Below are 17,961 nucleotides of genomic sequence, written 5' to 3'. Positions count from 1 at the left end.
CCATGCCTCGCATCCAGTACTACGTCGCCGCCTCCCTGGACGGCTTCATTGCCACCCCCACTGATGACCTGGACTGGCTCCTGCAGTTCGACGGGTTCGAAGGCGGCAAGGAAAGCTACGAGTCGTTCATGGCGGATGTGGGCTGCATCGTCATGGGCGGAGAAACCTACTCCTGGCTTTTGGAGCACGAACCGGACAACTGGCCTTACCCCGGCACGCCGTCCTACGTGTTCACCCATCATGAGTACCCGGTCCCGGCAGGCGCTGACATCACGTTCGTCCGCGGGGATGTCACCGAGTTCGCAGCGGACTTCGAACGGGACGCGGGCGGCAGGAACATCTGGGTGGTGGGCGGCGGCAACCTGGCCGCGCAGTTCGCCGCCGCCGGCCTGCTCCACGAAATTATCCTGTCCGTGATACCCGTCGTATTGGGAAGCGGCAAGCGGCTGCTCCCTTTGGAAGGGCCGACGCCGCCGCTCGAGCTGGTTGCCTCCCGCACCATGGGCAGGGGCATCGTTGAGCTGCGGTACCTTTTGGATGGCAGCGTGGCCAGCGGCACATAGGTCAACGGAGTAAAACGGTCGGCATGCAGATCAATGACCGCGCAGCCGCCCGGTCAGCCGCTGCCATAGAAGAACTCCTCCAGCTCGACTTCTGCCTGGGATAGCCCGCGATGAAGCAGATCCGCGGGGCGGTGTGCCTGCCCTCTGTGACGTTCCCGGCGCTGCTCACCGGGTTTCAGGTGCGCGGGCATGGCGGACAGGGCAGACTCCGGCCAGTGGGGTGGTTCCCAGTCCTGGTGTTCGCTTTTGTACTGGCGGCCGGTGGGTGATGTCCAGCCGGGAGGTTGGTTTTTGGTGGCTGGTGTTGGGGTCCAGCCGCTGGTGTGCCGGAGTTTGTGGTGTTTTGGGCAGGGTTGTCCGAGGTTGCTGATTCCGGTGGTGTCGCCGTCGTGCCAGGCGAGGAGGTGATCTGCCTCGTTATCCAAAGAGCTGTTGCTGCAGCCGGGGAAGGGGCATTTGCCGTCGCGCAGCCGGAGCCAGTTCCGCATGGCTTTGGTGACCCGGTAGCTGGTGCGCCCGATTTCCAGCGGGGCGCCGTCCCGCGGGTCAATCAGGACGCGGTGGAACGAATCGGCGCCGTTGGCGACCAGGTCCCTCGCCATGGAGGCTGGGATGTGTCCGTACCCGTCGAGCATTGCTGGTTCGTCGGTCAGGCCCATGAGGGCGAAGACCGGGACGGTGACGAGGACCTGGGCCCGGATCGACGACGACGGGGCGGGATCCGTTCCTGCATCTGCCCCGCTGCTGGTATCTGCCGCGGCGCTGGTGCCTGCCGCGGCGCTGGTGTCTGCCGCGACGCTGGTATCTGCAGGAATGCCGGGACTGTCGGCTCTCCCGTGGTTGCTGCCACTGTTGGTGCCGCTGGTGAGGATGGCTTCGGCGAAGGTATCGGCGCGGAGTTGGGTGAGGGTGCGGGGTTCGGTGGGTCCTTGTGCGGCGCGGGAGAGGGCGTTGAGCCGGTTCCAGCCTGCCATGGCCTGGTCGGCGGGGAGGCAGGCCGAGAGCCAGGCCATCCCGTCCTGGTCAGGCCGGTATTCGACCCGCCGGTCCGCCGCGGCCTTGGTATGGCGCTTCTCCAGCGATTCGGGATGGTGGCGTTCGCGCCAGGTGCGGGCTTTGTGTTTGAACCGGTGAGCGGGCATCTCCCCGATCGTTGCTGCGGTGGCTGGTCGTGGTGTGTCCGGGTCCAGGAAGTGGGCTTCCAGGGCGGTGGCGCCGGCGGGGTCGAGGGTGGCTGCCTCGTCCGCCATGGCCCGGGCGTGTTGCCACGAGATCGTGCCGGTGTGGAGGGCCGCGAGGGTCAGGGGCAGGGTGGTGGTCAGTGCGTGGGATGCGGACAGGAACGTGCTGGCGGCCCGTGGCCCGAGGGCCAGCACGCACCCGATTTCGGCGGCCACGGCCATTTCCTGTGCCGGCACCGGCATTCCGGGAGGGGCCAGGGCGTGGGCGGTGTCGGCGTATTTCATGGCAGCGCGGGCCTTCAGCCCCGCCACGCCGGCTTCCACCGCCGCCGCACCGGCGAGGATGTCCAGGCTCCCGTCTGCCAGCCCGGCCAACGGATCGGCAGCGGAGAACGGCTCCGAACCGCGCCCGTCCACCTCCGCATCGAGCACGGCAAGGGCGGCCCTGATCTCCGCAAACGCCCTCGCCACCGCTTCCCTGCCCATAAACCCATCCTGCCAAGGGGGTCCGACAATGAGGCGGACAGCCCACGGCGGAGATTTCCTCAGCGGCTTTGCCACCGGAAATCGCCAATCCTGCCCCGCCTGCTGGCGCCCAGGTGACCCTGGCGGACCCTGATTGAGCCGGGAGCCGGGAGCCAGGGGTCGGGAGCCGGTGGGCTCTATAGCGGCGGCAGCGCCACGGTAGTTTCGCCAAACAGGAGTGTTACCTGACCCGAACTGTCTATCCCGGTTGGAGTCCTGATGATGTAGGTGCGCGGCGCCATGTCGGCTATGCAGTTGGGTCCGCCGCGGGTGTCGAGGCCCAGTTTAATGGTGTGAGGATCGGCAACGTCGATGGAGGACGGAAACGCAGGGCAGCTCGAACTGCCGGCCAGCACAATGGCGAACCTGGCGCCGTCGTCCAGCCAGCCTGCCGTCGGAAAAGGGTATGCAAGATCCCGGCCGGAGGAGTCTGGCTTGGCAGTGATTGCTTGAGCTGGGAGCCCGCCCGCGTGCTCAGATTCAGCAACTGACGCAGGTGCAGCGGAACACGCGGTCAGCAGCAACGAGACACCGGCAATCCAGGTTCCGCTGATCCTGCGCATGCGTTCGGGTTAAGGGGCCGCCTTGTGCATCGTCACTGTCAGCCGTCGTTAGTCGTCCCCTGCAACGGACTGACCCGCCGCTTTTGGACGGGGCTCGGGGATGTTGTCCCGGATCATATTGGTGATGCGTGCCGTGGACAGCCGCCTGCCCTGCTCGTCGGTCATCACGATCTCATGGGTGGCCAGGGTCCGGCCCAGATGGATGGCTGTGCACGTTCCCGTCACGGTTCCGGTGGAGATGGAGCGGTGATGGGTGGCGTTGACCTCGATGCCCACCGCATGGCGGCCCGGCCCGGCATGCATCCCGGCGGCGAAGGATCCCAGTGTTTCGGCGAGCACCACGTGCGCCCCGCCGTGCAGGATTCCCGCGACCTGCGTGTTGCCCTCCACCGGCATGGTGGCAACGCTGCGCCCGGGGCTCATCTCCTGGAACCGGATCCCCATTTTTACCACCAGGGCGCCGATCCCGAACTGCCCAAGCCAGGCATGCAGGTGCTCAGGGATGCCGGCGGCGGAAAGCTCTTCGGCGAAGGGGCCGGGCGTGAAATTGTCCATCATGGCAACTAGGCTGGCACCTGTGAGTGAAACAACCAAACCGGCCCCTTTCCCGTCCCAAACCCTGCAGGAGGACAACGCCCCGCAGGGCTCAATCGCCCTCCAGGACGCTGCAGTCGGGGAAGGTGCAGGTCAGGACAACGTTGGGGTCCCGGCCGGCGGGTCCGTTTCAGCGACCGCCGCCCCCGTAGTCCCCATGACCGGCCAGCCGCGGCTGCTCGTCCTGGACGGCCACTCCATGGCCTTCCGCGCTTTTTTCGCGCTGCCTGCGGACAAGTTCTCAACCACCAACGGGCAGCACACTAACGCCATCCACGGATTCACCTCCATGCTGATCAACCTCATCAAGGAGCAGCAGCCAACCCACATCGCCGTGGCCTTCGACGTCTCCGACGAGTCCACCCACCGCAAGACCGAGTACAGCGAATACAAGGGTGGCCGGAACGAAACCCCCCGGGAGATGAACAACCAGATTGACCTCATTGGGCAGGTCATGGAGGCCTGGGGCATCAAGACCATCAAAATGCCCGGTTATGAGGCTGATGACATCCTGGCCACCCTCGCCGCCATGGGTGAAAAGGCCGGGTACGAGGTACTGCTGGTGTCGGGGGACCGGGACGCATTCCAGCTCATCACGGACAACGTCTTTGTGCTGTACCCCAAAAAGGGCGTCAGCGATATTCCGCGGATGGATGCCGCCGCCATCGAGGCAAAGTACTTCGTCAGCCCCGGCAGGTACTCCGACCTCGCCGCACTGGTGGGCGAAACCGCGGACAACCTCCCGGGCGTGCCCGGCGTCGGACCGAAGACCGCAGCCAAGTGGATCAACCTCTACGGGGGACTCGAGGGCGTCCTGGAACACCTGGATTCCATTGGCGGCAAGGTGGGCGACGCGCTGCGCGAGAACGTCGACGCCGTGAAGCGGAACCGCCGGCTGAACCAGCTCCACACGGACCTTGAACTCCCCGTCACACTCGATGACCTGTACCAGCCGCGCCCTGACCAGGCAGCACTCGAGGACCTCTTCGACAAACTTGAATTCAAGACCATCCGCAACAGGCTCTTCGCGCTGTACGGCGATGAGGACAAGCCGGCCGCCGAGCGGGAGAGCATCGACACTCCCGAGTACGTCACCCCGGGTGACGCCGCGGAACTGTCCGCGTTCCTGGCCGCGGGCGCCGGACAACGCTCCGCCCTCGCGGTAGACCTCATCCCCGGCCGCATCGGCGAGGACGCCGCAGCGCTGGCCATCGTACGGAACGGCGCCGCCGCCTACATTGACCTGACCGGACAGGATGCCGAGACGGAGAACGTCCTGGCTGCCTGGCTGCGCGACCCCGGCGCTCCGAAGGTCATGCACGGCTTCAAGGCCGCTCTCAAAGCCCTGAGTTCCCGTGGGCTGGAGCTGGACGGCGTCGTGGACGATACCTCCATCTCCGGCTACCTCATCCAGCCCGACCGGCGCACCTATGAACTCGCCGAGCTGGCCCAGCACCACCTGAACGTGGGTATCCCTGGCGCAACAGCCAAGGCAGGGCAGCTGGAGCTCTCCTTCGACGGCGAGGACGATGCCGCCGCCGACGCGCTGGTCCAGGCCGCCGCCGTCGTCCTTGCCCTCAGCAGCTACTTCGAATCGGAACTGAAGGAGCGCCGGGCCGAGGAACTCCTGTCCACGCTGGAGCTGCCCGTCAGCCGGGTCCTTGCGGACATGGAACTCGCCGGCATCGGCATCGACATGGCACGCATGGACGACCAGCTCGCCGACCTTGCCAGGGTCATCGACCAGGCGCAGGAGCAGGCCTTTGCGGCGATCGGCCACGAGGTCAACCTGGGCTCGCCCAAGCAGCTCCAGACTGTCCTGTTCGAGGAACTCCAGCTGCCCAAGACCAAGAAGATCAAGTCGGGCTACACCACGGACGCGGCCTCGCTGAAGAACCTGCTGGAAAAGACCGGGCACGAGTTCCTGGTGCAGCTGATGGCCCACCGCGAGGCCGCCAAGCTGCGCCAGATGCTTGAATCCCTGAAGAAATCGGTGGCAGAGGACGGCCGCATCCACACCACGTACGCGCAGAACGTGGCAGCAACGGGCCGGATCTCCTCCAACAACCCCAACCTGCAGAACATCCCCATCCGCAGCGAGGAAGGCCGGCGCGTCCGGGGCATCTTCGTGGTGGGGGAGGGTTACGAATGCCTGCTGTCCGCGGACTACTCGCAGATTGAGATGCGCATCATGGCGCACCTGTCCGGCGACCAGGGCCTCATCCAGGCCTACAAGGACGGCGAGGACCTGCACCGGTTCGTCGGCTCGAACATCTTCCACGTGCCCACCGAAGAGGTCACCAGCGCCATGCGCTCGAAGGTGAAGGCCATGTCCTATGGCCTGGCCTACGGCCTGACGTCCTTCGGCCTGTCCAAGCAGCTGGAGATCTCCGTCGATGAAGCACGGACCCTCATGAAGGACTACTTCGACCGGTTCGGCGCCGTCCGCGACTACCTTCGCGGCGTCGTCGACCAGGCCCGCGTGGACGGCTACACGGCCACCATCGAGGGACGCCGGCGGTACCTGCCGGACCTGACCAGCACGGACAGGCAGCTGCGCGAAAACGCCGAACGCATCGCACTGAACAGCCCCATCCAGGGCTCGGCGGCGGACATCATCAAGCGTGCCATGCTCGGTGTCCACGCTGAATTGAAGGCCCAGGGGCTGAAGTCACGGATGCTGCTGCAGGTCCATGACGAACTCGTCCTGGAAGTCGCCACCGGCGAACGCGCCGCCGTGGAGAAACTGGTCACCGAGCAGATGGCTGCCGCGGCGGACCTGAGCGTTCCGCTTGAGGTCCAGATCGGCGTCGGACCCAGCTGGTACGACGCCGGGCACTAAGCCCACGCGCAAGGCAAAAAGAGGTGGGACGGACAACCGTCCCACCTCTTTCACGTTGTCAGCAAGGCCCTGCCGCAGGGCAGGGCCTGCCGTCAGCTGTTCCTTGTTGCCTCCCGCCGCTGCCTCAGCCGCTCCAGCAGGTCGTGCTCAGCGTCCTCGCCGGGAGCGATGCCGGACGGGATGCGGAACAGCAGGACCGCCCCGAGCATCCACCAGAGGCCGAACAGGATCCACGGCGGCGGGGTGAGGGCTGCGGGCATGCCCGGCATGTAGAGGCTAAGCAGTCCCAGGCAGAGAACCACCGCGGCAACGCCGATCATGATGCCGCCGTTGCCCTGGCCGCCCACGCGGAGCGGGCGGTCCATCCCGGGCTCGCGCCGGCGCAGGATCACGAACACCACAGAGACCAGGATGTAGGCGATAACGATGCTGGGCGCTCCCGAATCCACAAGCCAGCCGAGCATCGATACGCCGAAGAACGGCGCAACAAAGGACAGCACGCCGATGAACAGGAGCGCGTTGACCGGCGTGCGGTACTTCGGATGCAGTTTGGCGAACCACCCGGGCAGCATCCCGGACCGTGCCATCGAGAACATCAGGCGCGAGGCACCCAGGAGCAGCGAGTTCCAGGAGGTCAGGATTCCCGCGATTCCACCGGCAATCAGGATCTTGGCCATCACGTCACTGCCGAACAGCGCACCCATGGCATCGGCTGTTGCAATGTCCGCCTGTGCTATCTCGCCCGCGGGCATCGCCGAGGACGTGGTCAGGACCGTCATGACGTACCAGATCGTTGCGAGGATGACGGCGACGACGACGAGCCTGCCTATCTGCCGTGCCGGAATGTCCACTTCTTCGGCTGACTGCGGGATGACGTCGAAGCCCACGAACAGGAACGGAACCACCACCAGGACGGCGAAGTAGCCGTTCAGGCCGCCCGTGAAGAAGGGCTCCATGTTCTTCGCCGAACCTCCAACGAAGGAACCGAACACCAGCATCAGGCCAATGACCAGCAGGAAAACCACTACGAACGTCTGGGCAACACCGGCAAGCTTCACCCCGAGGATGTTGATTCCGGTGATCACGACCGCTGCGACAGCCCCCACCAGCGCCCAGGTCAGGTGCACCTGATAGCCGGCCACTTCCCACAGGGGGATCTGGCTGAGGTTCGGGAAGAGGTATTGCGCAGTCCGGGGCAGCGCCACGGCCTCAAAGGCAACGATGGTGATGTACCCGCCGGTGATGGCCCAGGAGCCGATGAAGGACCACCGTGGGCCCATTCCGCGGAGCAGGAAGTTGTGTTCACCACCCGCCTTCGGCATGGCCGCGGTCAGCTCGGCGTAGGTGAGACCCACCACGCCCATGATGGCGCCACCGGTGATCATGGCCAGGACGGCCCCCATGGTCCCGGCTGACGCGATCCAGCCGCCGGTGAGGACCACCCAGCCGAAGCCGATCATGGCTCCGAATCCGAGCGCCAGGGCATCCCAGTTGCCCAGGACTTTCAGCAGGGATGCGTCCGGTGTTTGTTCTGCTTGAGAAACTTGCATGTGTCCTCGCTAGGGTCAGGTACTGCGGGCAGAAATGTCACGTGGGTCCAGACCGCGTGTCCCACGCATGTGAAGCACGTCACGTCCTGCTCCAACTTAGACCCACTGGGCTGGCAGCGCACTGCACATTGGCCCAGGATGCTGCGGCCGAAGTTGAACAGGATCCCGATGGCGGGTGCCTGCAGCGGCGCGCGGCCGTGGCGCGTGGGTGACTGGTGAAGGCCGCCGGCCATGACTAGGCTCGTATCCGTGGCAGAACTGAGTGGCAACTATGAAATCCGGCGCTTTGGCGCAGTCTCCGAGGGCAAGGACGGGTACGCGGAGGCGGAAGCCTGGTCCCGTGCTGTGTCCTTCGGATTCCATGAATCCACCAGGACTCCGGAGCACGTGGCAAAATCGCTCGCCACGTACGAAGCCGACCGCCGGGTGCTCACCGGCGTCTACCAGACTGGGGCGGTGGCGCCGTCCTCCCTGCCGGCAACGGTGCCGGTGGCCACCTTCGCCACCTTCCGCAAGACCCTCAATATCGGATTTGGCCGGATGCTCGAATCCCAGATGGTCACATCGGTGACGGTGCGCACGTCGCACCGGCGGCGGGGCCTCCTGCGGGCGATGATGAGCGAGGACCTGCGCCTCGCCAAGGATGACGGCATCGCCATGGCCGCCCTTACCGCCTCGGAAGGCACCATCTACGGCCGCTTCGGGTACGGCGTGGCCAGCTTTGAGCGCTCCGTCAAGGTGGACACCACTGCGCGCTTCAACCTCCGCCACCTGCCTGCCGGAAGCGTCGAGGTTGCCGATCCCAAAGCGCTGCTGCGCCTGGCCCGGAGGTCTTCGAGCGGGTGCACCGGCTTACCCCCGGGTCCATGGGGAGGCAGGACTGGTACCGACAGTTGGCCTCAGGGTCCCTGGGCCGTGACGGCAAGGAGGACCCGGCAATCAAAGTCGCGCTCCACTACGGCCCGGGCGGCGACATTGACGGCTACGTCTCCTACAAGTTCCTGGGCTGGGACACGGAGCCCTACACCGTGGAGGTCGTGGACCTCGTGGCGGCGGGCCATGACGCCTACCTGGAACTGTGGCAGTTCCTTGGCGCCATCGACCTCGTGGAACGCGTTTCATGGGACGAGGCGCCGGTTGACGACCCCCTGGCATGGGCACTCGACGATCCTCGCTGCATCGATTCGTCGGACAGCCGGGACATGCTGTGGCTCCGCATCCTCGACGCCCGCAAGGCGCTGGTAGCCCGGCACTACCCGGCGGATGGCCGGCTTGTTTTCGGCATTGCGGACCCGCTCGGCCTGACGGCAGGGAAGTACGCCCTGGACGTCGACGGCGGCCAGGCCGCCGTCGAGCGCCTGCCGGACACCGCCCAGGCGGACCTGGCTCTGGATGTCTCCGCCCTGTCCTCGATCTACCTGGGCGGGGTGTGTCCTGTCACGCTGGCCGCGGCAGGGCGGATCACCGAAAACACCCCCGGCGCCACCCTGAAAGCACGGCAGATGTTCGCGGTGGAACGGGCAACGCACTGCCTCACCCACTTCTGAGCCGCAGGGACGGGCTCACGCAGGGGCGCCGCTTTGACCCCTGTTACGGGCAGCGACTAGAATAAACGGGCGTGTACTGCGTGTGCCTTTGCAGTCCATGCCACAGTAATCCACAAAAAATCAGGATGACCCGGAGGATCCGTCGGATTCACCGCGAATCGCGCCTGCGTTCCATAACGCGGGCGCGCCGGTTTGCCTGACCGACTAACTATCCACAACGGAGCCCCTACTACATGACCATCACCTCCACCGAGAAGCCCGGTACCCCCGTAGTCGCCATTAACGACATCGGTACCGCTGAGGACTTCCTCGCAGCAGTCGACGCCACCATTAAGTACTTCAACGACGGAGACCTCGTCGAAGGTACCGTCGTCAAGGTCGACCGCGATGAAGTCCTGCTCGACATCGGTTACAAGACCGAAGGTGTCATCCCCTCCCGCGAGCTGTCCATCAAGCACGACGTTGATCCCGGAGACGTCGTCTCCGTTGGCGATCAGGTCGAAGCCCTGGTGCTCACCAAGGAAGACAAAGAAGGCCGCCTGATCCTCTCCAAGAAGCGCGCTCAGTACGAGCGTGCCTGGGGCGACATCGAGAAGGTCAAGGAAGAAGACGGTGTTGTCACCGGTACCGTCATCGAGGTCGTCAAGGGTGGTCTTATCCTCGACATCGGCCTGCGCGGCTTCCTGCCCGCATCCCTCGTCGAGATGCGCCGTGTGCGCGACCTGGCTCCGTACATCGGCCAGCAGATCGAAGCCAAGATCATCGAGCTGGACAAGAACCGCAACAACGTTGTTCTGTCCCGCCGTGCATGGCTCGAGCAGACCCAGTCCGAGGTCCGCTCCACGTTCCTCAACAAGCTGGAAAAGGGCCAGGTCCGTCCCGGCGTCGTTTCCTCCATCGTTAACTTCGGTGCCTTCGTGGACCTGGGCGGCGTAGACGGCCTGGTTCACGTTTCCGAGCTGTCCTGGAAGCACATCGACCACCCGTCCGAGGTCGTCGAAGTTGGCCAGGAAGTCACCGTCGAGGTTCTTGAGGTCGACCTGGACCGCGAGCGCGTTTCCCTGTCGCTCAAGGCTACGCAGGAAGATCCGTGGCAGACCTTCGCCCGCACCCACGCCCTCGGCCAGGTTGTTCCGGGTAAGGTCACCAAGCTGGTTCCGTTCGGTGCGTTCGTCCGCGTCGAAGACGGCATCGAAGGCCTGGTCCACATCTCCGAGCTGGCTGTCCGCCACGTGGAGCTGGCCGAGCAGGTTGTCTCCGTTGGCGACGAGCTGTTCGTCAAGGTCATCGACATCGACCTGGAACGCCGCCGCATCTCGCTGTCCCTCAAGCAGGCCAACGAGGGCGTCGACGCCGACAGCACCGAATTCGATCCGGCTCTGTACGGCATGGCCGCAGAGTACGACGAAGAGGGCAACTACAAGTACCCCGAGGGCTTCGATCCCGAGTCCAACGAGTGGCTTGAAGGCTACGAGAACCAGCGCGCCGCCTGGGAGCAGCAGTACGCTGACGCCCAGACCCGCTGGGAAGCCCACAAGAAGCAGGTTGCCCAGCACGCTGCCGACGACGCTGCTGCTGCAACGTCCGGTGACAGCGATTCCGGCACCACCAGCTACTCCTCGGAGCCGGCTGCTGAGTCCAACGCCGGTGCAGGCACGCTTGCATCCGACGAGGCTCTCGCCGCTCTGCGCGAGAAGCTGACCGGCAACTAATTGCCCCCCGGCCCGGCTTTTCCGGGCCACAGCAACAGACCCCCTGCCACAAGGCAGGGGGTCTGTTGTTTTAAGCAAACGCCGGCCACCGCGCGTGGGGCGTCACCCAGCGCGCCTTAAAGTTCGACGACGGCGCGGACCGTCCCGTCGTCGTCGTGCGTCAGGACGGCCCCGGCTGAGGCCAGAATGCGCTGGGCGCCGACGTTTCCCGCAAGGGTGCGGGCAGTGACCCGGGAAAGTCCCGCCCTTCGCGCCTCCTCCAGCACCAGGCGCAACGCGGCGGCGCCAACGCCCCGGGACCGAAAGCTCCGGCCAAGCCAGATACCCGTATCGGCCACCGCTCCGGCGGGTCCGGATTCCGCGGTGCCGGACGGGATGCGGCGCAGCCGGATGGATCCGGCGAGGCTGCCATCGGCGAGAATACCCCACGTCTTCTCCCCGGCGAGGCCGTCCAAACCGTAGGCGGCGGCGCGGTGAAGCCCGAAGAACCAGGCCGTCCGCTCGGGATTCCAGCCGGGTCCGCCCAGCGGGGGAGCCACCTCATCGGGGGAGGCATCGCGTTTAGCCAAAGCAAGGAGCCTGTCCAGCACATCCTCATCCACGTCCACCAGGGACACCTCAGGGGAAGGGGACATCCACCCACTCCGTTCCCTTCGCCTCCAGCAAGGCACTGCCGGCAGTCAGCAACTGCACCCGCTCCGCGGCGTCCGCTATGGCGCCGGCGTTGTCCGGCACCGCCACCTGCAGGACGGTGTACCGGGCTCCGTAGCTGGTTCCGGCCATCACCAGGTTTGCGGTCCGCAGGTCGTTTTCGAGCTTCCCGGCTGCGGCGTGCGGCACTTCCACCGAGCAGATCCGCAGGCGGCTGCGGCGGACCAGCGGCACGAGGTTCAGGGCCGAGGACACGGACTCGGAGTATGCCCGCACCAGTCCGCCCGCCCCGAGAAGGACACCGCCGAAGTAACGGACGACGACGGCGCTTACGTCGCTGAGGTCGGCCGCCCCCGGCGCCGTCTCCCTCTTGGCCAAAGCTTCCAGCATGGGAATGCCTGCTGTTCCGGACGGTTCGCCGTCGTCGTTGGAGCGCTGGATGTCCCGGTCGGGTCCGATGATGAACGCCGAGCAGTGGTGCCGGGCGTCGTGGAACTCGCGGCGGAGGCCTGCCACCAAGTCCCGGGCAGCGTCCTCGCTGTCTGCCCGGCGCAGCACCGTGATGAACCGGGAACGCTTGATCTCCAGCTCATGGCGGAAATCGGAGCCCGCGGCCAGTGTGGTGTAGCTGGTGGCCCTGCTCTCTTCCCCTTGCACCCGCCCAAGTCTAGGCCCAGGGTCCCATGGCCCGGCAAGCCAGGGGTTGCCAACGCGTCCCCGGCGTGGCCAAGGCATTAAGAGTCAATTAAGGCGTCTGCAGGATTCTTGGAAAACCAGGACACGGGACCAGCAGGGAACTCCAGCCCGGAAGCACTTCTTAGAAACGTAGTAGCAACCCAACGCTGGTTTATCTGAATGGATTCTTCGCCGCAGCCGGCGCAAGCCTGCACCGAATACGGTCAGGAAAACCCTGCCATTCATCATGGGTGGCACCGCAAGAAAGGGGCAGTACATTGTTCACATTTACGACAAACCACCTGGCCGCGCTTGAGTCCGGGAATGGCAAGCATTCTGGCGGAGCCAAAAAGACAAGGGTGTTCCTTTCCATCGCAACCGTTGCCGCAGCCGGTTTTTCAGGAGCAGTGATTGCCGCGCCCGCACACGCGTCTGTGTCGACGGCGAATGGCGGAAACGAACTGCAAATGGGCCCGGCAGGCGCGCCTTACAGTGAAGAGGAAATCCGCAGCCTGCAGGAGCGTGGCGATTTTCTTGGCGCAAGCTCACGGATCACGGCCAATCAATATGCCCTGGGCCACATGTATTAGGAGAATGAATTCGCAGATCCCAAGCCGCTCGGCAGCCGACCGTTAGGTCTGCGGAAAGGAGGGCTGATGTGAGTGGCTGCTGACGCGCCGGGCCGGTAACAGAAATCCGCGCCCTGTTCAGGGATACCAGGCAATTAGCCAGCTGGTCGCCCCGGGCAGGGCGTTGGTGCTGGTGTTGCACCCCGAAAACCCTTCCCAAGGCAGCCGCCAGGTGGCTGGCAGCTTCAGGACACGCGCCTGGACCCGGGCCTGGGGGATTAGGGTGGTGTGATGCTCAAGATCGGGTTGACGGGCGGCATCGCCTCCGGAAAGTCAGTGGTTGCCGCACGCCTGGAAGAACGTGGCGCGGTGCTTGTGGATGCTGATGCGTTGGCCCGTGAAGTGGTGGAGCCCGGCACCGAAGGCCTGGACCGCGTTGTGGCGGAGTTTGGCGGAGATGTCCTTGGCCCCGACGGCCGGTTGGACCGCCCCAAACTCGGTGCGCTGGTGTTCGGCAGCCCAGAGCGGCTCGCGGCCCTCAACGGGATTGTCCACCCATTGGTCCGTGCACGGGCCGCCGACATTGTGGCGGCTGCGGCAGAAGATGCCGTTGTGGTGCAGGACATCCCCTTGCTGGTGGAAACCCGGCAGGGGAGCGACTTCCATCTGGTGGTGGTAGTGGACGCGCCAGACGACGTGCGGCTCCGGCGGATGCTGGAGCACCGCGGGATGACGCGCGAGGCCGCACTGCAGCGGATGGCCGCGCAGGCAACCCGGAACGAACGGCTGGCTGCGGCCGACGTCGTCCTGGACAATTCCGGCAGCGTGCAGCACCTGCTGGACCAGGTGGACGGGCTCTGGGACGACCGGCTGGTGCCCTTCGCCCGCAACCTCGCCGCAGGCACGCGCGCTGTGAGGAACTGCGGACCTGTCCTGGAACCGTATCGGGAGGAATGGGCCAGGGACGCAGCCCGGATCTCGGCAAGGCTGAAGACCGCTGCCCACGGGCTCATCCTGGCGGTGGACCACATTGGCTCCACGTCCGTCCCCGGCCTGGCCGCCAAGGACGTCATAGACCTGCAGGTCGCCGTTTCGGGATTGGACGCAGCAGACACTGCCGCACCCCGGCTGGCGGCAGCCGGGTTTCCCCGGGTGCCCGGTGCCGGGTCCGACACGCCCAAACCGGGCGCACCGGATCCCGGGCAGTGGCAGAAACGGTTCCACGCCAACGCGGACCCCGCGCGTCCGGTCAACATCCACGTCCGCGTTGCCGGCTCACCCGGATGGCGCTATGCCCTGATGTTCCGGGACTGGCTGCGGGCCAACCCTTCCGCGCGCACCCTTTACGCAGGGCACAAGGCAGACCTTGCGGCACGCTTCGCCGGCCAGGCGGGTACAAGGGCATATGCGGAGGCCAAGGAACCGTGGTTCACGGACGTTGCATGGCCCCTGATGACCGCCTGGGCCGACGCGACCGGGTGGGCGCCGCCGTCGTACGCGTCCTGAAAGCCGTGCCGCGGACCGGAGCTGTTCGCCCGTAACGGACGCGCGCTCTTAGTGTCGGTGCCCGGTTGTAGATTAGATCCATGAGCCTTGCGCAGGATATCAACCGTGTTGTGGCGCCCTTTGAGGTCATCAGCGAATTCAAGCCCGCGGGCGATCAACCCGCCGCCATTGCCGAACTGACGGAGCGCATCAAGAACGGCGAGAAGGACGTGGTGCTTCTCGGCGCCACAGGTACCGGTAAGAGCGCCACCACGGCCTGGCTGATCGAACAGGTCCAGCGCCCCACCCTGGTGATGGTCCAGAACAAGACCCTCGCGGCACAGCTGGCCAACGAATTCCGCGAACTGCTGCCCAACAACGCGGTGGAATACTTCGTCTCCTACTACGACTACTACCAGCCCGAGGCGTATGTGGCGCAGACGGACACCTTCATCGAGAAGGACTCCTCCATCAACGAGGAAGTTGAGAGGCTCCGCCACTCCGCCACCAACGCCCTTCTGACCCGGCGGGACGTGATCGTCGTGGCCACGGTGTCCTGCATTTACGGCCTGGGCACGCCGGAGGAATACATCGCCGGCATGGTCACGCTCCGCAAGGGCGCGGAAATGAACCGGGACGACCTCCTCCGGAAGTTCGTGTCCATGCAGTACGCCCGCAATGACATGGACTTCCACCGGGGCACGTTCCGGGTCCGGGGAGACACCGTGGAGATCATCCCGATGTACGAGGAACTGGCTATCCGGATCGAGTTCTTCGGTGACGAGATCGAGAACATCCACACGCTCCACCCGCTCACCGGCGAGGTGATCCGGGACGAAGAGGAAATGTACGTCTTCCCCGCCTCCCATTACGTGGCCGGGCCCGAGCGCATGTCCAGGGCCATCAAGCGGATTGAGGACGAGCTGGCGGACAGGCTGAAGGTGCTGGAGGGCCAGAACAAGCTGGTGGAGGCGCAGCGGCTCCGCATGCGGACCAACTACGACCTCGAAATGATGCAGCAGATGGGCTTCTGCAACGGCATCGAAAACTATTCCTCGCACATTGACGGCCGCGCCCCCGGCACGGCGCCGCACTGCCTCCTCGACTACTTCCCGGACGACTTCCTGCTGGTGGTGGACGAATCCCACGTGACCATCCCGCAGATCGGAGCGATGTACGAGGGCGACATGTCCCGCAAGCGCAACCTGGTGGACTTTGGCTTCCGGCTGCCGTCAGCCATGGACAACAGGCCGCTGAAATGGGATGAATTCCTACAGCGCGTCGGCCAGACCGTCTACCTGTCGGCCACCCCCGGCAAGTACGAGCTCGGCAAGTCCGACGGGTTCGTCCAGCAGATCATCCGGCCCACCGGGCTCATCGATCCCGAGGTGGTGGTCAAGCCCACCAAGGGCCAGATCGATGACCTGCTGGGGGAGATCAAAACCCGTACCGCCAAGGACGAGCGGATCCTGGTGACCACCCTGACCAAACGGATGGCCGAGGACCTCACCGACTACCTCCTGGGCCACGGCATCAAGGTGGAGTACCTCCACTCCGATGTGGACACCCTCCGGCGCGTTGAACTGCTGCGCGAACTCCGGATGGGCAAGTTCGACGTCCTGGTGGGCATCAACCTGCTGCGTGAAGGCCTGGACCTCCCGGAAGTGTCCCTGGTCAGCATCCTGGACGCGGACAAGGAAGGCTTCCTGCGCTCCTCAACCTCACTGATCCAGACCATCGGCCGCGCGGCCCGGAACGTCTCGGGCCAGGTGCACATGTACGCCGACCGCATCACGGACTCCATGGCACACGCCATCGACGAGACGAACCGGCGCCGCGCCATCCAGGTGGCCTACAACACCGAGCACGGGGTGGACCCGCAGCCGCTGCGGAAGAAGATTGCCGATATCACCGACCAACTGGCCAAGGAAGACGCCGACACCCAGGAGCTTCTCAACAACAGCCGGCTGGCCAAGGGCGGCAAGCGGAAGTCCGCGGCCAAGGGTGCCGCGCAGGTGCGCTCCGACGGCCTCGCAGCAGCACCGGCGGAGGACCTGGTGGGGCTGATCGAACAGCTGACGGAGCAGATGCACGGCGCTGCCGCCGAACTGCAGTTCGAGGTGGCAGCCAGGATCAGGGACGAAGTGAGCGAGCTGAAGAAGGAGCTGCGGCAGATGCAGGCCGCCGGGCACGCCTGACACAAAGGTAACGGGGACGGGGAGCCCGGGGGACTGCGGTACAGTTAAGGTCACGTAGGGGAGTATCCCGAGCGCTACGATCGTCAACACGCAGGGCATAGTTGCCCGGCCGGGCGTAGCGGGCCGCCAATTCAGCACCAAGTGCACAGGCAGGCCGGAGAGACTTACACCGCATCTCTGTACCCTGCGAAAGGCTACCCTGTGCTCGAATTGCCCGTGTGGTTCGAAGTCGGCTCACTTGTCGTCCTCGGCCTGATTCTCCTGATCGACCTTCTTTTGGTGGTCCGGCGTCCCCATGAACCTTCCATGAAGGAAGCCGGACTGTGGGTAGCGTTTTACGTCAGCCTCGCCCTGGTGTTCGCCGGGGCCATGTTTGCCTTCACCGGCCCGGAATACGGCGGCCAGTTCGTCGCCGGCTGGGTGACTGAATACAGCCTCAGCATCGACAACCTGTTTGTCTTCATCATCATCATGGCCCGCTTCTCCGTGCCCCGGAAGTACCAGCAGGAAGTGCTGATGGTGGGCATCATCATCGCCCTGATCCTGCGCGGAATCTTCATCCTGCTCGGCGCCATCGTGATTGAGCAGTTCAGCTGGGTGTTCTACATCTTCGGCGCGTTCCTGCTGTGGACTGCCTGGAAGCAGGCCCAGGACGAGGGCGAAGACGAAGAAGACCGGGAAAACCCGCTCATCGCCAAGATCCGCAAGGTCATCCCCATGTCGGAGAAGTTCGACGGCGGCAAGCTGCGCACCACCGTGGACGGCAAGAAGGTCTTCACCCCGATGCTGATCGTGTTCATCACCATCGGCCTCACGGACCTGCTCTTCGCTGTCGACTCCATCCCCGCGATCTTCGGCCTCACCCAGAGCCCGTTCATCGTGTTCACGGCCAACCTGTTTGCCCTGATGGGCCTGCGCCAGCTGTACTTCCTGCTCGGCGGCCTGATGAACCGCCTGATCTACCTGAAGCACGCGCTGTCCTTCATCCTGGCCTTCATCGGGGTCAAGCTGGTCCTCCATGCAATGCACGTGAACGAACTGCCGTTCATCAACGGCGGCCAGCACATTGAATGGGCTCCCGAAATCCCCACGTTCGTGTCCCTGGCAGTGATCGTTGGCACCATCGTGATCGCCGTGATCGCCAGCCTGGTCAGCTCCAAGGCCAAGGAAGCGCACCTGGACCCGCGCCTTGAAGAGGACATCCGGAAGAGCCACAGCGACGCCGAGTAGCGCTTTCCTCTCAGTACCAGCAGTCAATCCCGGCCGCCGTGCGGCCGGGATTGACTGCTTTAAACCGTCCCCGCCA

At 65.1% G+C, this 17,961-nt stretch carries 13 protein-coding genes and 1 pseudogene; 8 read left to right on the top strand and 6 right to left on the bottom strand.

All coding sequences use genetic code 11. The features are described 5' to 3' along the window. Positions 1 to 2: 2 nt before the first annotated feature. Positions 3 to 563, top strand: a complete 561-nt coding sequence (locus NFU08_RS01135) for a dihydrofolate reductase family protein (protein ID WP_251420168.1) — start codon at positions 3 to 5, stop codon at positions 561 to 563. Positions 564 to 616: 53 nt separating this feature from the next. Here the strand turns inward: NFU08_RS01135 and NFU08_RS01130 are convergent, their stop codons facing one another. From NFU08_RS01130 to NFU08_RS01120, 3 genes are all read right to left on the bottom strand, one after another. Further along, complete coding sequence (locus NFU08_RS01130; protein ID WP_251420167.1) at positions 617 to 2,230, bottom strand: HNH endonuclease signature motif containing protein; 1,614 nt, start codon at positions 2,228 to 2,230, stop codon at positions 617 to 619. Positions 2,231 to 2,406: 176 nt separating this feature from the next. Beyond that, positions 2,407 to 2,832, bottom strand: coding sequence for a hypothetical protein (locus NFU08_RS01125; protein ID WP_251420166.1), 426 nt, complete (start codon positions 2,830 to 2,832; stop codon positions 2,407 to 2,409). Positions 2,833 to 2,880: 48 nt separating this feature from the next. Continuing rightward, a complete protein-coding gene (locus NFU08_RS01120; protein ID WP_174174620.1) occupies positions 2,881 to 3,390 on the bottom strand; it encodes a hotdog fold thioesterase in 510 nt (169 codons plus the stop codon). Between the two features lie 193 nt (positions 3,391 to 3,583). On the opposite strand from NFU08_RS01120, the gene polA reads away from it, so the two are divergent. Then, positions 3,584 to 6,268: a DNA polymerase I gene (polA, locus tag NFU08_RS01115; RefSeq protein ID WP_377087904.1), complete on the top strand. Its 2,685-nt coding sequence runs from the start codon at positions 3,584 to 3,586 to the stop codon at positions 6,266 to 6,268. Between the two features lie 92 nt (positions 6,269 to 6,360). Here polA and NFU08_RS01110 read toward each other — a convergent pair whose 3' ends face one another. After that, positions 6,361 to 7,818 carry an APC family permease gene (locus NFU08_RS01110; RefSeq protein WP_251420165.1) on the bottom strand — a complete coding sequence of 486 codons (1,458 nt, stop codon included), beginning with the start codon at positions 7,816 to 7,818 and terminating at the stop codon, positions 6,361 to 6,363. A gap of 231 nt (positions 7,819 to 8,049) precedes the next feature. On the opposite strand from NFU08_RS01110, the pseudogene NFU08_RS01105 reads away from it, so the two are divergent. Both NFU08_RS01105 and rpsA read left to right on the top strand, forming a co-directional pair. Beyond that, positions 8,050 to 9,365: pseudogene (locus NFU08_RS01105) on the top strand (GNAT family N-acetyltransferase). Between the two features lie 233 nt (positions 9,366 to 9,598). Then, positions 9,599 to 11,077 carry a 30S ribosomal protein S1 gene (rpsA, locus tag NFU08_RS01100; protein WP_013600871.1) on the top strand — a complete coding sequence of 493 codons (1,479 nt, stop codon included), beginning with the start codon at positions 9,599 to 9,601 and terminating at the stop codon, positions 11,075 to 11,077. A gap of 116 nt (positions 11,078 to 11,193) precedes the next feature. On the opposite strand, the gene NFU08_RS01095 is transcribed toward rpsA, so the two are convergent. Then, a complete protein-coding gene (locus NFU08_RS01095; protein ID WP_174174614.1) occupies positions 11,194 to 11,712 on the bottom strand; it encodes a GNAT family N-acetyltransferase in 519 nt (172 codons plus the stop codon). Beyond that, positions 11,696 to 12,385, bottom strand: a complete 690-nt coding sequence (locus NFU08_RS01090; RefSeq protein ID WP_251420164.1) for a YigZ family protein — start codon at positions 12,383 to 12,385, stop codon at positions 11,696 to 11,698. Before NFU08_RS01090 ends, NFU08_RS01095 begins: the two co-directional genes overlap by 17 nt. A gap of 296 nt (positions 12,386 to 12,681) precedes the next feature. Here NFU08_RS01090 and NFU08_RS01085 point away from each other — a divergent pair, with 296 nt between their 5' ends. The 4 genes from NFU08_RS01085 to NFU08_RS01070 all read left to right on the top strand — a co-directional run bounded on the left by NFU08_RS01085 (position 12,682) and on the right by NFU08_RS01070 (position 17,885). Further along, positions 12,682 to 12,993 (top strand): hypothetical protein, encoded by a 312-nt coding sequence (locus NFU08_RS01085; protein ID WP_251420163.1) that lies wholly within the window; start codon positions 12,682 to 12,684, stop codon positions 12,991 to 12,993. A gap of 270 nt (positions 12,994 to 13,263) precedes the next feature. After that, positions 13,264 to 14,478, top strand: coding sequence for a dephospho-CoA kinase (coaE, locus tag NFU08_RS01080; protein WP_251420162.1), 1,215 nt, complete (start codon positions 13,264 to 13,266; stop codon positions 14,476 to 14,478). 80 nt (positions 14,479 to 14,558) lie between these two features. After that, complete coding sequence (gene uvrB, locus NFU08_RS01075) at positions 14,559 to 16,655, top strand: excinuclease ABC subunit UvrB (protein ID WP_251420161.1); 2,097 nt, start codon at positions 14,559 to 14,561, stop codon at positions 16,653 to 16,655. Between the two features lie 201 nt (positions 16,656 to 16,856). Further along, positions 16,857 to 17,885, top strand: a complete 1,029-nt coding sequence (locus NFU08_RS01070) for a TerC family protein (RefSeq protein ID WP_174174606.1) — start codon at positions 16,857 to 16,859, stop codon at positions 17,883 to 17,885. Positions 17,886 to 17,961 lie beyond the last annotated feature (76 nt).

The sequence above is a fragment of the Pseudarthrobacter sp. NCCP-2145 genome, assembly GCF_023708005.1.
In the GTDB taxonomy this organism is placed as follows: domain Bacteria; phylum Actinomycetota; class Actinomycetes; order Actinomycetales; family Micrococcaceae; genus Arthrobacter; species Arthrobacter oxydans.
The sequence above is the reverse complement of the archived record's forward strand: the minus strand, read 5'-3'. Positions and strand labels throughout refer to the sequence as shown.

What these genes read in the sequence shown, in the direction of transcription:
- NFU08_RS01120 (WP_174174620.1), bottom strand. Translation starts at nt 3,390, where the DNA reads ATGATGGACAATTTCACGCCCGGCCCCTTCGCCGAAGAGCTTTCCGCC.
- NFU08_RS01110 (WP_251420165.1), bottom strand. Translation starts at nt 7,818, where the DNA reads ATGCAAGTTTCTCAAGCAGAACAAACACCGGACGCATCCCTGCTGAAA.
- coaE (WP_251420162.1), top strand. Translation starts at nt 13,264, where the DNA reads ATGCTCAAGATCGGGTTGACGGGCGGCATCGCCTCCGGAAAGTCAGTG.
- uvrB (WP_251420161.1), top strand. Translation starts at nt 14,559, where the DNA reads ATGAGCCTTGCGCAGGATATCAACCGTGTTGTGGCGCCCTTTGAGGTC.
- NFU08_RS01125 (WP_251420166.1), bottom strand. Translation starts at nt 2,832, where the DNA reads ATGCGCAGGATCAGCGGAACCTGGATTGCCGGTGTCTCGTTGCTGCTG.
- NFU08_RS01135 (WP_251420168.1), top strand. Translation starts at nt 3, where the DNA reads ATGCCTCGCATCCAGTACTACGTCGCCGCCTCCCTGGACGGCTTCATT.
- NFU08_RS01095 (WP_174174614.1), bottom strand. Translation starts at nt 11,712, where the DNA reads ATGTCCCCTTCCCCTGAGGTGTCCCTGGTGGACGTGGATGAGGATGTG.
- rpsA (WP_013600871.1), top strand. Translation starts at nt 9,599, where the DNA reads ATGACCATCACCTCCACCGAGAAGCCCGGTACCCCCGTAGTCGCCATT.
- polA (WP_377087904.1), top strand. Translation starts at nt 3,584, where the DNA reads ATGACCGGCCAGCCGCGGCTGCTCGTCCTGGACGGCCACTCCATGGCC.
- NFU08_RS01130 (WP_251420167.1), bottom strand. Translation starts at nt 2,230, where the DNA reads ATGGGCAGGGAAGCGGTGGCGAGGGCGTTTGCGGAGATCAGGGCCGCC.